Annotated in this window: 10 protein-coding genes; 5 read left to right on the forward strand and 5 right to left on the reverse strand. The window is 60.7% G+C overall.

Translation table 11 applies throughout. From position 1 onward, the window contains the following. The first annotated feature begins 498 nt into the window (after positions 1-498). Complete coding sequence (locus M1D43_RS03080; RefSeq protein ID WP_013844605.1) at positions 499-762, forward strand: hypothetical protein; 264 nt, start codon at positions 499-501, stop codon at positions 760-762. A 117-nt stretch (positions 763-879) separates the two neighbouring features. Here M1D43_RS03080 and M1D43_RS03085 read toward each other — a convergent pair whose 3' ends face one another. After that, positions 880-1539: a dihydrofolate reductase family protein gene (locus M1D43_RS03085; protein ID WP_153313921.1), complete on the reverse strand. Its 660-nt coding sequence runs from the start codon at positions 1537-1539 to the stop codon at positions 880-882. 115 nt (positions 1540-1654) lie between these two features. Continuing rightward, complete coding sequence (locus M1D43_RS03090; RefSeq protein ID WP_003530079.1) at positions 1655-3064, reverse strand: adenylate/guanylate cyclase domain-containing protein; 1410 nt, start codon at positions 3062-3064, stop codon at positions 1655-1657. A gap of 183 nt (positions 3065-3247) precedes the next feature. Here M1D43_RS03090 and M1D43_RS03095 point away from each other — a divergent pair, with 183 nt between their 5' ends. Both M1D43_RS03095 and M1D43_RS03100 read left to right on the forward strand, forming a co-directional pair. Beyond that, the gene (locus tag M1D43_RS03095) at positions 3248-4861 is read left to right on the forward strand and encodes an SMc04171 family calcium-binding repeat protein (protein ID WP_153313920.1); all 1614 of its coding nucleotides are present in this window, start codon (positions 3248-3250) and stop codon (positions 4859-4861) included. A gap of 103 nt (positions 4862-4964) precedes the next feature. Next, positions 4965-5798, forward strand: a complete 834-nt coding sequence (locus M1D43_RS03100) for a response regulator (protein ID WP_153313919.1) — start codon at positions 4965-4967, stop codon at positions 5796-5798. A 124-nt stretch (positions 5799-5922) separates the two neighbouring features. On the opposite strand, the gene M1D43_RS03105 is transcribed toward M1D43_RS03100, so the two are convergent. The 3 genes from M1D43_RS03105 to M1D43_RS03115 all read right to left on the reverse strand — a co-directional run bounded on the left by M1D43_RS03105 (position 5923) and on the right by M1D43_RS03115 (position 13740). Next, on the reverse strand, positions 5923-11388 hold the full coding sequence (locus M1D43_RS03105) for a beta strand repeat-containing protein (protein WP_498814087.1): 5466 nt from the start codon (positions 11386-11388) through the stop codon (positions 5923-5925). Between the two features lie 204 nt (positions 11389-11592). Beyond that, positions 11593-12354: an outer membrane protein gene (locus tag M1D43_RS03110; protein ID WP_153313386.1), complete on the reverse strand. Its 762-nt coding sequence runs from the start codon at positions 12352-12354 to the stop codon at positions 11593-11595. 381 nt (positions 12355-12735) lie between these two features. After that, complete coding sequence (locus M1D43_RS03115) at positions 12736-13740, reverse strand: GlxA family transcriptional regulator (protein ID WP_003530649.1); 1005 nt, start codon at positions 13738-13740, stop codon at positions 12736-12738. 505 nt (positions 13741-14245) lie between these two features. Here M1D43_RS03115 and M1D43_RS03120 point away from each other — a divergent pair. Both M1D43_RS03120 and dmeF read left to right on the forward strand, forming a co-directional pair. Continuing rightward, positions 14246-14518 carry a metal/formaldehyde-sensitive transcriptional repressor gene (locus M1D43_RS03120; protein ID WP_003530653.1) on the forward strand — a complete coding sequence of 91 codons (273 nt, stop codon included), beginning with the start codon at positions 14246-14248 and terminating at the stop codon, positions 14516-14518. Continuing rightward, a complete protein-coding gene (dmeF, locus tag M1D43_RS03125; RefSeq protein WP_027989333.1) occupies positions 14515-15486 on the forward strand; it encodes a CDF family Co(II)/Ni(II) efflux transporter DmeF in 972 nt (323 codons plus the stop codon). Before M1D43_RS03120 ends, dmeF begins: the two co-directional genes overlap by 4 nt. Positions 15487-15495 lie beyond the last annotated feature (9 nt).

Consider the following 15495-nt stretch of genomic DNA (forward strand, 5'->3'; position numbering starts at 1 on the left):
ACACAGGAACGCCGAGCAGCTTCCGGTGCTCTGACGCGGCTCGAGCCGCCGCATTGTTTTTCCTGCACGGCGTACGCTTCGAGAAATTCTGGGCTACGGCGCCGCGCGTCTTATCAGACGCGCAAAGGTCGCTGTAGCGCTTTGATCTGCTGCATGTTTTTGACCTTTGATCGGTTACGATCAAAGAAAACATGCACTACAGCGCCGCGCGTCTTATCAGACGCGCCAAGGTCGCTGTAGCGCTTTGACCTGCTGCATGTTTTTGACCTTTGATCGGTTACGATCAAAGGAAACATGCACTACAGCGCCGCGCGTCTTATCAGACGCGCCAAGGTCGCTGTAGCGCTTTGATCTGCTGCATGTTTTTGACCTTTGATCGGTTACGATCAAAGGAAACATGCAGTAGGCTGGCCGTGGCTAGAGGGGTGGCCGGCGTCTCCTTTTCGCGACGGGAAGGCGGCCGGCCGAAACGGGGGCGGCGCTCGTGCGCCGAATGTGATGAAGACGTATGCTGTCGTTATGGTGTCCGCAATGCTGTGGGCTGGCGTGGCCTATGCCGCGACCGTTACAAACAAGGATGGCGAGGCCGCTGTTCTGGTGATCGTCGAAGGGGAGAGCCGGATCGAAGTGGCAATCGATGCAGGTGCGACGGAAGTGATCTGCCCCGGCGGCTGCTTCGTCACTGCGCCGAGCGGCGACCGCGTGGGACTCCAGGGCGACGAGACGATCGAAATCGTCAACGGCTCCGTCGTTGTGAAGTGACGCCACGTGCGGCGTATCCTCCGGGACCGGAAGGCCGCCGGAAGTTGGGCCTTTCAAAGATAATGCGGGGCCGTAGCCCCGCACCGTGTTGGGCGACGGCACGTGCAAAGCGGAAGATCAGCTCAGCTTTCTTCGCCGCTCCAGTTCCGCTTCGGTCGGCTGTTCGAACTCGAACGAACCTGTTACGACAGGGCCGCTGCGGACGTATTTGTTGGCGGTGACGCCCGTCCCGGAGACTTTTGAACCGAGGAGTTTCATGGCCATCGGCATGGCGCCGTGACCAAAGAGCCGCTTGCCCTTTCCGAGCACAACCGGAAAGTACGAGATGTACATCTCGTCTACCAGATCGTTGCTGAGCAGGGTCTGCAGGAAGTCGGTCGAACCCTGGGTCAAAAGATCGGGACCTTCCTCGCTCTTCAGTTTCTTAAGCATTGCAACTGGGTCGGAGCCGAGAGTACGGCTGTTTTGCCAGTCGAGCCTCAGATCGGGGTTGCGCGTGGCGACATATTTGGTGATCCGGTCAAAGAGCGGACCGATCGGATCGTCAGGGCCGGCATAGGGCCAGTGTGCGGCGAAGATGTCATAGGTCTTCCGCCCAAGCAGAAGATCGAACGGCTTGGAAAACATCTCGTCCACCGCTTGTCCCATGGTCTCGTCGAAATAGGGGGCGGCCCAGCCGCCATGGTCGAAGCCGCCGACCGGGTCCTCGTGCGGTCCGCCCGGCGCCTGCATGATTCCGTCAAGGCTTACGAATGCGCCAACGATGATCTTTCTCATTCCGGCTCTCCTCGTTCGTGGTGTTACCGAACCCAGGACGCTGGACGAAGGCCGATACCGACAGCAACGCCACAAGCTGCAAGAATTTCCTTTAGAACTTTGGCGTAAGAGCGGCTCACGGGATCGCGAAAATGCTGATCTCGTTGGCAATTCCTCTTAGCGTCACGTTGTGCGCCATCGGACTTAGGCCCCGATCAGAGAGCACACCGGATGCTCGAGGATCCTCGAGGACGGAGCCGGTCGCGAAGATCTCACGCGAGGTGGCGAGATGTTGCACGCGCGAGGCGATGTTGACGGTCTGGCCGAAATAGTCCTGCCGGTCGTTCAGGTTGACAGCGATGCACGGCCCCTCATGGATGCCGATCTTGAGGAGCAGGTCCTCGCTGCCGCGCTCTTCGTTGAGTTCGCGCATTGCCTCGCGCATCCGCATTGCCGCGGTGACAGCCCGGTCGGGCGTCGGGAAAGTCGCCATGACCGCATCACCGATCGTCTTGACGACGGCGCCGGCCCCGGCCGCGACGATTTCGTTCAAGACGTTGAAATGCGTTCTTACCAGGTCGAAGGCCGCGAGGTCGCCGACGCGCTCGTAGAGTTCCGTCGAGCCGCGCAGGTCGGTGAAGAGGAAAGTAAGGCTGGTGATCTTCAGCCGTTGGTCCACATCGAGCGTGTCGGTGCGGTAGATGTCGCGGAAAGTCTGGTTGGAGAGCAGCCGCTTGGCGGTGAGAAATGGCCGACGGCGGCCGAGCAGGGCATGCAGCGCTTCGCCTGCCACGCAGATCGAGGGCAGGGTACGAACCTCGGCGTGGTTCTCCACCGAGACGCGCAAGGGGCCGGGCGGCAAGCTAAGCGTCTCGTGATGGCGGTGCGAGCGATCGAAGACGAGCCCGAGATTCCTCCTTTCCCTTGTCGGTTCGCCGCTCACATCCAGGAATTGCGCGGCATGCGTCACCGGCTCGAAGATGATGACGAATTCCGCGGGAAGCTGCAGCGAGATCACGGCTTTCTCGCCTGGCGGCAGTTCCAGTGCCTCCAACAGGAATTCGTCGACCTTTGCTTCGTAATCCTCTTCCGGCAGGTCGATGCCGGAACCCCAATAGATCTGGCGGAAATATTCGGCCGGCGGCAATTCATGCGGCGTATGTGCTCCGATGCGGCGCACGCGCGGACTGACCGTGAAGGTGACTTCGACCATCTCGTCGAGCGTCGGCTCGTAACCGGCGGCACAAAGCGCGCAGGTATACTCCGTGCTCTGCACCGTCTTCAGGGACGTGTTGGCATCGAGTACACCGCCGCAACCCGGACAGAGCACATTCCAGGAAAGCTCGAAAATGCCCAGGCGCGACGCATGCAGAAAGCCTGCGATCGTCTCTTCCTCGTCGAGGCCTTCGCGCGCGGCAAAGGCGAGCGCATTGATCCGGCAAAGCCTGTGATCGGGTGCATCCCGAACGAGCCGCTCGAATGCATCGGCGACCTCCGTCCTTGCCGAATGGCGCAGCACATCGAAAAGGGGTTGGGCTTCGCTCATGAACACATTCTATACGGAAATCGGCTGGCGGTCAGGCCGCATTTCGGTTTGGTGCAATGTAATTATATATTTGAAGTAATGTAATTTATATTTGTAATACGAAAATTATTTTTAGCCGTATCTCGATTTGTTCTTTGGAATTTAATATTAGTGGCCTTCTTCGCAACTCAGGGGATGAGCGACATGACTACAGTCGTGGGGACGGCCGGAAACGATACCCTATCTGGAACCGAGGAGAAGGATCGCATCTGGGGTCTAGCCGGCGCCGATGAGATCGATGCCGGCGGCGGCGATGACCTCGTCGACGGCGGGGCTGGAAACGATCGTCTGACAAGCAGGAGCGGGTATGACCGGCTCGACGGCGGCGAGGGAGATGATCTCATCAGCCTGATCGGGACCGGAGGCGCGGTTACAGGCGGTGCCGGCGTCGATACGCTGGTGGTCGACCTGTCGAACGTCAGCTCCGACGTCCGGTTCAGCGGCGAGCACGGTCACGGCATCATCGGCTACAACACGGCGAACTGGGAACACATCTTCTTCAATCGCATCGAGAGGCTGGTCCTGACGACCGGCAGCGGCAACGACCGGATATTCGGCGCCGCCACCGACGACATCATCTCGACCGGCGCCGGGAACGACGTCGTAGGCCCATACGGCGTCGACGGCGACGACGGCACCAGCATGCTGGGCGACGACGCGATCGACACAGGCAGCGGCGGCGACATCATCAACGACACTGTTGGCGCGAACCGGATCTTTGCCGGAGACCATAACGACATCATCATCACCACGCTTTCCTCCGCGGTGATCGACGGCGGGAGCGGCTGGGATAAACTCTCCATCTTCGAGGAAGGACGAACCGACGGCGTCACTATCGATTTCGGGCAGGGGTTTGCCTCGACGGGCACGCTGATCAGCGGGATCGAGGTTGCAAGCGTGGATCTCGGCGGCGGCAGTGATACGCTGATCGCCGGAAATCTGTCTTCGCTCACCGCCCATATGGGCGAGGGCGACAATTATGTCGCCGGCGGCAGCGGCAGGGATTATGTCGCCTCCGGAAGCGGCGACGATGCCCTCTATGGCGGCGCCGGCGATGACATCCTGATCAGTGCGGGCGGGAACGACGTGCTCGCCGGCGGCGATGGGAACGACGAGATTTACGACGGCGGAACGAGTTTCGGCGACGGAGAGACATATATCGACGGCGGCGCTGGCGACGACCTCATCCAGGTGGTTGCGCCATCCGGCTTTATCGATGGCGGTGGCGGCAGCGATACGTTGCGCGTCGTCGATCCCCTGCCGGGCACGAATTTCGACGCTTCGACCGGCACGCTGGGTACGGCGCTGATCTTCACCAATATCGAGAGATTCGAGCTGTCCGGCGGCTCGGGGAACGATAGCATCCGCACGCTTGCAGGCGACGATCAGCTCGCCGGCAACGACGGCAACGACCGGCTGGACGGCGGCGCCGGAAACGACGTGCTTTGGGGCGGCGCGGGTGACGATGTCATGACGGGCGGAGCAGGCGCAGATACCTTCCTGTGGTCGTCCGATACGTTTTCGTTCGCAGGTGTGGATCGTATCACGGATTTCGATGCGGACGGCGGCGACCTGCTGCGCTTTACCGGATATGCACCCGACACCACGCGCATCGACAGCTTCGCCGACCTGGTTGCCGCCGCGACCGAGACGGAAGACGGGCTCTACATCGCCTTCAACGGATCCGATACATTCGGTCTGTTGCTGGACAAGGTCGCACTTGCCGACCTTTCGGCGGATGATGTCGTCTTCGTTTGAGAGATGCCTTTGCCGGACATTTGGATGAGCGCGCCATTAACACCGGATAAAGCGTTTTGCTCCTAGGGTGCCTTCCGGCGACACTCTTTTTCATAGGCGATCAATGTCATTCTTCGGCATTTCCGGAATGTACTTTTCCGGTGAATCCCTCGGCGAACACCGTATCGTGCTTGCCGAGGACTCCAACCTCTTTGCCTCGATGGTCTCGAAGCGGCTGAAGGAGCTTTTCGATATCGATGTGATCGTCTGTCGCGACTACGAGGACCTGCAGTTCGCTGTCGAAAACGCTTCCTTCGCGCCATCTCTCGCCATTTCCAATATCAACCTTCCAGGCGCAGAGAACGGAGAGGCACTCACCTACCTGATCGAAATGAGCGTGCCGACGATCGTCTTCACCGGTTCGTTTCAGGAGAGCACGCGCGAGACGATCCTCGCCAAGGACATTGTCGATTATGTCATCAAGGACAGCGTCTTTGCTGTCGATATGCTGGCAGAGTCCGTCTGCCGATTCCTGACGAACCAGCAGCATCACGTGTTGATCGTCGACGATAGCGCGACGGCCCGGGCCGTGTTGACGACGCAGTTGAAGCGCTACAATTTCAGAACGAGCTCGGCGGAAAACGGCTCTTCGGCGCTGGAAATCCTGAAGAACAATCCGGACATCGCCCTCGTCATAACCGACTACAATATGCCTGATATCGACGGTTTCGAGCTTACGCGGCGAATCCGCGCCGCCCACGGCCCGCATCAGCTAAGGATCATCGGTGTGTCGTCGTCGACGGACCGGCTGCTTTCCGCCCGGTTCCTCAAAGCCGGCGGCAACGATTTCGTCGTTCGCCCCTTCGTCAACGAGGAATTCTACTGCCGCGTCAATCAGAACCTCGATACGCTCACCAAGGTGAGAACTTTGAACGCGAGGACCAAGATCCCGGCCTGAAGGACGACCGCCATTCGGGCGGGTCGGGCGACCGGCGCCGCGGGTTGATGTCGGAATTTGCCGTTCTGAACGTCCTGGCATTGTGATCGGGGAGGCGGGAGTGCCGAGACGCGGTCCGGCCGGCTTACAACAGAAAATCTCCCGTCACGAGGCTCTTCAACCCGGAAAGCTCGATCTGAAAATCAGCGCGGCCGTCGCCGTTGACATCACCATAGATGATCGTCTTATCGTCGACTGTGCCCGCCGGATTGAACGTCTTGTAGATGAGCTCGCCCGTGTGACGGGAGAATTCGCCGGTGCCCCGCCACGTGAAGGCCTGATTGCCGGCCGCGCCGGTGTTCGCATCGATGGCGGATAAATCGAGCCGGTCGAAGCCGTTCCCGAAGTCCGTCACGGTGTCGCGATATCCGGCACCAGAGGCGGGCCCATATGCAACATTGTTCACATAGCCGGAGAAGCCGGGCGCCGAGTCGTTCGGTGATTTGAAAACAAAGGTGTCGTTCCCTGCTCCTCCCGTCAGCAGATCGGCTCCCGCGCCGCCAATGATCGTATCATTGCCGGCTGCGCCGTTGATGACATCGTTGCCCGCTCCTCCGTCAAAGGCCTCGTTCACCGCGGTGCCGGTGAGGCGGTCGGCGCCGGCCGTGCCGATATAACGCTCGATGACGTCGGTGACGGACACCCTGATCGTCTTGGTCGCTTCTAGTCCTGCTCCGATAGATGAGTCATCAAGCCCGATGGTCACGTCGAGGAATGGGTTTGCCTCGAAATCGAGCCGGGCTCCTGCCTTCAGCCAGAGGACGTTGGCGCGGATTTCGAACAGCGACGCATCCGCGCCGCTCAAAGACAGCAGATTGGTGCCCTGGGTGTCATCGGCGATCACAAGAGTAGCGACCTTCTGAGCCGTTCCCGTCGAGGCATCTTCGGCAATGCGGGTGAGGTTCTGCGTGAGCGTAAGGCTAGGAGCGTCGTTGACGGGGTTGACGGTGAAATTGAAGGTCGCAGGCGTCGGCGCGGAATTGTCTTCATTGCCGTCTTCGACGGCGACACGGAAGGAGGCGGCGGTGGTCTCCGAGCCGTTGTGCCGGAAGGAGACGAGGCCGGCTGCGAGTTGCGCTGCGGTAAAGCTCGCGGCCACTGACCCGTTGACGAGGACAGAGCCGTTGACGGCGCTGGAGACGGTGAAAGTAACACCCGCTGCTGTGTCGTCCGGATCGGAATAGCCGAGATCCGCCGTCGTGAGCTTATAGGTTCCGCCCTCCGCGACCGTCGCTTTCAGGTCGCCGGTGCGTATGGGGGCGTCGTTGAGGGGATTGACGGTGAAATTGAAGGTCGCAGGCGTCGGCGCGGAATTGTCTTCATTGCCGTCTTCGACGGCGACACGGAAGGAGGCAGCGGTGGTCTCCGAGCCGTTGTGCCGGAAGGAGACGAGGCCGGCTGCGAGTTGCGCTGCGGTAAAGCTCGCGGCCACTGACCCGTTGACGAGGACAGAGCCGTTGACGGCGCTGGAGACGGTGAAGGTAACACCCGCTGCTGTGTCGTCCGGATCGGAATAGCCGAGATCCGCCGTCGTGAGCTTATAGGTTCCGCCCTCCGCGACCGTCGCTTTCAGGTCGCCGGTGCGTATGGGGGCGTCGTTGAGGGGATTGACGGTGAAATTGAAGGTCGCAGGCGTCGGCGCGGAATTGTCTTCATTGCCGTCTTCGACGGCGACACGGAAGGAGGCAGCGGTGGTCTCCGAGCCGTTGTGCCGGAAGGAGACGAGGCCGGCTGCGAGTTGCGCTGCGGTAAAGCTCGCGGCCACTGACCCGTTGACGAGGACAGAGCCGTTGACGGCGCTGGAGACGGTGAAGGTAACACCCGCTGCTGTGTCGTCCGGATCGGAATAGCCGAGATCCGCCGTCGTGAGCTTATAGGTTCCGCCCTCCGCGACCGTCGCTTTCAGGTCGCCGGTGCGTATGGGGGCGTCGTTGAGGGGGTTGACGGTGAAATTGAAGGTCGCAGGCGTCGGCGCGGAATTGTCTTCATTGCCGTCTTCGACGGCGACACGGAAGGAGGCAGCGGTGGTCTCCGAGCCGTTGTGCCGGAAGAAGACGAGGCCGGCTGCGAGTTGCGCTGCGGTAAAGCTCGCGGCCACTGACCCGTTGACGAGGACAGAGCCGTTGACGGCGCTCGAGACGGTGAAAGTAACACCCGCTGCTGTGTCGTCCGGATCGGAATAGCCGAGATCCGCCGTCGTGAGCTTATAGGTTCCGCCCTCCGCGACCGTCGCTTTTAGGTCGCCGGTGAGGGTGGGGGCGTCGTTGACGATGCCGTCGACGAGGACGAAATCGGTGGGTGCTATATTGTTCAAGGTCCGCAGAGCACTGTTGCCGGCGCTGTCACTTATAGCCGCCCCATTGAGCGTGAGGGGGCCGAGCGTGATGCCTGTCCAATCCGCCTGATTATCGGCAACCGTCAGTCGGAATCCCAGAGCGGTGCTGCCGCTTCCTGCAACATAGTCGGCATAGGCTGTCCCGCCCGTATCGAGGATAACCGTAAGTCGCGGAACGCCGTTGGTGGTGTCCACGATCACGGCCTCATGGAAGTTCACCGTGAAGTTCAGACTGTCGCCGAACTTGTAAGTGCCGGCTGCAGGCACTCCTACGCTGGTGACCGTCGGCGCGACGCCGTCCACGACGATGTTGTTCTGTGCGGCGATCGAATTGGCGCCGCCCGGAGTCGGGAGCGTCAGATCGGCGTCGACATTGGTGGCGCTTCGGATCGCCGCGCCGTTCGCCGCTAACGCGGTGAGGGCCGCATAATCCAGATCCGGCGTCAGATCACCCGCCTGAACCGTGTAGCTGAAGGACAGCGTATTCGATCCGGAACCCGAGATATATGCAGCGAGCCGGTCGGTGGCACCGGTTTCCAGCAGCAATGTGGGCGTTCCGCCGGTGGTGTCGACGTTGACGGCGCCATCGAAGGTTACGGTCAGTGTGATCGTATCTCCTGCCTTGTAGACTCCGTCAGGCGCGACAGTGTCGACGCTGAGGATCTTCGGAGCCGGCGACAAGACGGCGATGGCGATCGTATCGCTATCGCTTTGCGTACCGCCTGAGCCGGAAAGCCCCTGATCATTGGTTTCGATCTTCAGTAAAGCGTCGCCCGAATAGCCGGCAGTAGGCGAGAAGACCAGCCCGTTCAGTGCGACGTTGATGTCGCTCAAAGAACCCGTAAAGATCATGCCCGAATCGGACGCGCCGGCGCCGGCAATGAAGGTCAGGCCCGTAGTGCCGCCGAGCGTAAGCAGGCCGTGTTCGGCGGTAAGCGTCACCAGGACCGTACCGCCGCCGGCATCGACGTCGGCAATCGAGATTAAATTTCCATTTGCAAGGCTGAAGACGAGGGCGCCGTCGGTCGAAACCGATTGCCCCGCCGGGACGTGGTTTACGGGTGCATCGTTCACGGCACTCAGCACGAGCGTCGTGGAAGAAGCCTCGCTTTTCGCGCCGCCGGACCCGGCATTGCCGAGGTCGTTTATCTCCGTCGTCAGAACGACGTTGGCGGTCGCGTTGGGCGCCGGCGTAAATGTGACATTGGAACCGGCAATGAAGGCATTGATGTCGGCCAGGGAGCCGGTCATTTCCAGCGATGCACTCGTGCCGGAAATGGTAACGCCGCCGGCAGATTGCGCCGCGAGCGATCCCGAGGCGACGCTGAAAGTAACTGTGACGCTGCTGAACCCCGCATCCGCATCCGCGTAGGAAATGCCCGTAATTGCAGTCGCAGTGTCCTCGGAAACACTGACCACAGCGGGAGCCGAAACCGTCGGGGCGTCGTTGACCGCCGTTATTTGCAGCGCCGTCGTTTCGGTCGCGGTCTGCGCGCCGCCGCTGCCTGTGCTTCCGCCATCGGTGATGCTCGTCGTGAGGATCACGTTGCCGGTCGCATTCGCGGCCGGCGTGAAAGTCACGTTGGCGGCAGCAATGAACGCGTTGATATCGGCCATCGTGCCGGTGAGCGTGAGGCCCGTCGCCGTTCCGCCTGCCGTGACACCGCTGCCGCTGACGGCCGAGAGCGATCCCGATGGCACGGAGAAGGTGACGGTCACGGAACTGCCGCCAGCGTCCGCGTCGGAGAAGGAGATGCCCGTGACAGCGGCCGACGTGTCCTCCATGAGGGCGATTGCGGCGGGCGCGGCAATTTGCGGCGCATCGTTGAAGGCGCCGACGTCGATGGTCTTCGTGGCAGGAGCGCTGTCGCTAGTACCGTCATTGGTGCTGAAGCTGATCGTACGGGCCGCGGCGGTTGGTGCCTCGGAGGTGTTCACATAGGTGACAGTCCGTAACGCCGCCTGCCACTGCGCGACTGTTGCCGTTGCGCCCGGCGACGTAAGGGTCAAAACGCCTGTCAGGGAGTTATAGGTGGCATCGATATTCCCGAACGCGGCCGAACTGGTATTCGTGAAGGTCAGAACGTCCTGATCGGAATGAAAGTTTCCGGTGATCTGGACGGTCGCCGAGGCGAGTGTACCGTTGTCGAGGTCGGACACGGTCAGTCCGGTGTCGATCGCCACCGGTGCATCTCCCTCCGTAAAGGATCCGGTACCACCGGACGTCGTCGTCACCGGGGCGTCATTGGCTGCGACGAGATTCACCGTCGTAGATGTCGTTGTCGAATTGCCGCCTTCGGCGTCGCGGACCGTAACAGAGACGGTCCTTGTGCCGGTGGGCGAGGCGCCCATGTTGGCGTAGGTCAGATTGTGAATAATGGCTTCCACTGCGGCGCCCGAAGCGTTGCCGTTCAAAGCGACCTGCAGGAAGCTGGACCCCGCACCGCCTCCGCTCATTGTCCCGATAGCGGTGCCGCCAAAGGTAACGACCGAACCTGAAATTCCGATTTGCCCGGCACCTGTTCCCTGGTTTTGCAGACCAAGGGCATCTTCGCCTGGGACCAGTCCGGAAAGCGTGAAGCGCACCTGTCCGCCGCTCCAGCCGGTGTTGTCAGCATCGGTGACCGCAGCCGGACTTATCGTATCCACCAGTATCGCAGCTTGACTGCCGCTGACATAGTCCTTTGCGTCGGAGGCATCGAAATTGGTAACAACCGGCCGGTGGTTCGCGTCGATCGTTATATTATCGAGCCAAAAGCTCATCGTGCCGGTGGTCGTCGTCTCCGGAATGATGAGGTCTCCCACACTGAGCGATGCCCCTCTGCTTACAGCGGGAACATTGCCGGCAAAGATCGCCCGATAATAGTAAGGTCCGACCCCATCGCCGTGAATATTGTCGTCAGGCCAGCTGGTTCCGTCCAGACCGAGCCCGGGCGACCAACCATTCACGATCAAAGGATCGGCGTTCACGCTGATCTGGTAATCGTAGAAGTCGATCAACGCTCCGGTTGCGCTGGTGATGGCGATCGAGAAGTGCTCGCCGCCATAGGCCGGATCCTCGGCGAAGTTGAAACGGCCGTTGTCGAAATTGGCGCTCCAGTTTCCTTGCGCGGTTATCGTGAAAACGAGCCCGCCGGCGCTAAGGACATTATCGGCCCCACCGGCCGATCCGTCGGTGATCTGCCCGGCGGAAAAGTCGATCAATGTCTGCGCCATGTCTGCACTCCTGCAATGTCTGCCGCGATCGCCTGGGGGGAACGGCACTGACTCCGAGCCATGGGCGTGTCCGTTCTGTTTTTGTCTACGACCCCGTTCGCTTCACAGGCGTCCGGAGAAACTCATAATTCGTTGATTAAAAAGGTTTTTATCCGCTTACGAGGCATCGCCCTGCGTCTTTGTCCCTGCCGCTCAGTTCGCAAGTCACATTCGCCAACGGATTCCGACCCGCACGACATCGAAATCGAGATCGTTTTCGTAGCGCGGGAACGCGCCGACCGGTTCGATCGCTGCGCCCGAGGCGGTCACCTTGCCGAAATCGTAATGAAGATATTCGAGCATTGCCGACCAGTTTTCTGCAAAGCGCCATTCAGCCCCGGCACCAGCCACCCAGCCGCTCTTTGTTCCTCCGCCGGAGACGTTCATCTGACCGATCGTCGGCCAGTCGCTAAGGTCGTAGGCGCGCACGGCGATATCGGCCACGGCCACACCGCCGGTCACATAAAAGAGCAGGTCGTCGGCGGCAAGTCCGGCACGAAGACGCGCGGTGCCGGCCCAGTCGGTGTCGAAGCTTGCATGTGTATCGTTGACGAGTGCCGACGTGCCGGTGCCGGCGAGATTCATCAGGCTGAAATCGACCGCGCCACCGAAGACGAGTGTCAGTCCATCGACATCGAACTGCCTGTCGCAACCGGCTTCGATCCCGCCGATCGCGCCGTGGTCATCGCTCTTGATCACTTCGTAGGGCGGACCGACACTGTTCCACGAGGTCCCGCCCGTCGCGAATGGCCCCTGTGTGAACGGCGAATCCGTCGCTTCGGCATCGGCGCGGCCATAGCCCACATTTGCGCCCAGGTAACAGCCCGACCAATTTCGGGAGGAAGTCAGTTCGTCGGCAAAGGTCGCGTGAGCGCTTGTTACCGTCAGCGCAACGGCGAAGGCCACGGGCAAGGCGAGACCGGACATGATTATCTCTCGTGATATATGATAAACAACTTATGGATGATAACGCAGCTAAAATTCGCGTTATGCGACCATAAGTAAAACAGCGGCCCAAAGAAAGTGGGGGTCGGCACAATCGTTAATTTTTTGTGAGAGACGGCCGTTATCCGAAGAAAATGGCGCTCCGGCCGAATTGAAAGCGGGCGAAAAAAGAAATCCCTCGCTGCAGCGCGACGGCGCGGCCGGAAAGCGAGCCCGCATTTTCCCTATTTCAATGAAACAGGGAAATGCTCTAACACTTTGAAACTACGCACTTCCGCACGGAAGTGCTCTAATCGGTCCGTTCGAACGAATCGGAGCTTCGTTCAACTCTGCTATGTTCCAGAGGATCGAAAACGCGGCGATCTACCGCGCCATCTGCAGCGTCAGCTTTCGCTCGGCGCGTTCCTGTTGCGGCGAGCGGTTGTAAAGCTCGCGGTAACACTTCGAAAAATGCGAAGCGGAAACGAAGCCGCAGGCGACGGCGACTTCCACAACCGGCATGGACGACTGGATAAGCAGGTGCCGGGCGCGGTCGAGGCGGATTTCCAGATAATAGCGGGCAGGCGATCTGCCCATCTCCTGGCGGAAAAGCCGCTCGATCTGACGGCGAGACAGGTCCGCGCTTTCTGCGATCTCCAGTAGCGACAGCGGCTCGGAGAGGTTGCTCTCCATCAGTTCGATGATCGACAGGACCTTGGCGTTCTGGACGCCGAGACGCGCTCTCAGCGGCAGCCGCTGGCGGTCGTGCGGCCCGCGCACCCGATCGGTGAGCGCTTGTTCGCAGACGCGGTTGACGAGGTTCTCGCCGAAATCCTGATCGATCAGGTTCAGCATCATGTCGAGCGAGGCGGTGCCGCCGGCGCACGTATAGATGTTGCCGTCGATCTCGTAGAGGTCCGCATAGACATCGGCCTGGGGGAAGCTCTCGGAGAAGCCCGGCAGGTTTTCCCAATGGATCGCGCAGCGCTTGCCCGTGAGCAGGCCCGCCGAGGCGAGCACATGGGCGCCGGTACAGAGACTGCCGACGGCGATGCCGCGGTTATAGGCTTCGCGCAGCCATGCATTCACCGACTTGTTCTGGAAGTCCTCGACATAGACGCCCGAACAGACCAGCACCATGGATGGGCGGCTTTCTCCGCCGAGATATTTGCGTTCGTCGGCGAGCGAGGTGTTGACTTCGAGCGCAATGCCCGCCGACGAATAGACCTTTTGGCCGTCGGTCGAGGCGAGACGCCACGTGTAGGCTTCGTAACCGAGCATCCGGTTGGCGATGCGGAGCGTCTCGATCGCCGCCGAAAAGGGCAGCATCGAAAAGTTTGGCACCAGAAAGAAGACGAGCGAACGCTTCTTCGTCAGCGGTTTGTGCATAAAACCTCCCAGGCTAAAGCACGTTGCATAGATCGAATTCATGCGACGCACTTCAGGTCGTCGCTTTCGTGCATGTCGTCAGCCCCAAACCGCTGCGCACTTTTGGCGACATGCATTAAGGCTCGCATATTCGTCGCTTGGAATATGCGCTTCAGCTTGTCGAATTGCGACATTGGCATGGAAAGCCGCGACTGGGAAGAAATTTCGCATTGCGACATCCCTCCGCCCGGGCCTGTCGCGTGCCGGGTCGACGAGTGTATGAAATGCGACAAGATCATGGATCGCGATGACGTAATCGAGCAAAAAGGAGGCAAACTGAGCGAAAGTTGCGCAAGTGAGCTTGAGCTGCGGCTTTACCGCTAGCGACTTTTCACCTTCGCAGAATTCGGATGTCGGTATTTGACAAGACGCATTGGAGAGCGCGCAGCTTCAGGGCCTGTCTCCAATGCAACGCAGCGACGGTGCGGCTTGCATGGGCGTTTAAAATAGGGTACCCCCCTATGCTATGTCCCATACGATCAGAGATCAGGAAAAGTTGCTCGCCCGTGTCCGTCGGCTAAAGGGGCAGATGGAGGCGGTCGAGCGTGCGCTCGAAGCCCGCCAGCCCTGCGGCGATATTCTCAACCTCGTCGCCTCCGTGCGTGGTGCGGTCAACGGGCTGACGATCGAGCTGATAGAAGATCATATTCGCGGGCACGTAGCCGGCCACGAAACCCAGGGAGAGCGCGAAGAGGGCGCTGCCGAACTGATCGAAATCGTCAGGAGATACCTGAAATGAGCGAAACCCATTCACCGGCGCCCACAGGCCATGAACATGTATTCCTCGGCGACAATCACCAGCGCAACGAAAGGCGCACCTGGTTCGTCATCGCACTGACTGCGGGAATGATGGTCGCGGAGATCGCCGCGGGTACCTTTTACGGTTCCATGGCGTTGGTCGCCGACGGCTGGCATATGTCGACGCACGCCGCCGCCCTGCTCATCGCGGCGCTTGCCTATCTCTATGCCCGGCGCAACGCCCGCAACCCGCGCTTTACCTTCGGTACGGGCAAGCTTGGCGATCTCGCCGGTTTCTCAAGCGCGATCGTACTTGCCTTGATCGCTCTGCTGATAGGCTGGGAAAGCCTTCTGCGCCTTGCCAATCCGGTGGCGATCAGTTTTCCGCAGGCCATTTCGGTGGCCGTGCTCGGACTTGCGGTCAATCTCGCCTGTGCCTGGCTGCTTCGCGAGGATCATTCACATCACCACCACGGTCACCATCACCACCACCACGGCCATCATCACCATCACGAGCACCACCATAGCGTCTCGGCCCACGGCCGGGACAACAACCTGCGTGCTGCCTACCTGCATGTGCTGGCGGACGCGCTCACCTCGGTCCTCGCGATCGTCGCGCTTGCAGCCGGCAGCGTCTATGGCTGGATATGGCTCGATCCGATGATGGGCATCGTCGGCGCGCTGGTGATTGCCCGCTGGTCATGGGGCCTGATACGGGACAGCGGCAGCGTGCTGCTCGATTACATCCCGCCGGGCGAGGACCTGCCGGACGAAATACGCGCGGCGATCGAGCGGGACGGGGATCGGATCACCGATCTGCACGTGTGGCAGCTTGGGCCCGGCCACCACGGTGCCATCGTTTCGCTGGTGACGAAGAATCCGCAAAGCCCGTCGACCTACCGCCGCAAGCTCGAGCACATCCACGAGCTTTCGCACGTGACGGTCGAGGTCGAGCCGCTGGCGGCCTGAGAGGCAGGT

Source organism: Ensifer sp. R1-3, from assembly GCF_056739175.1.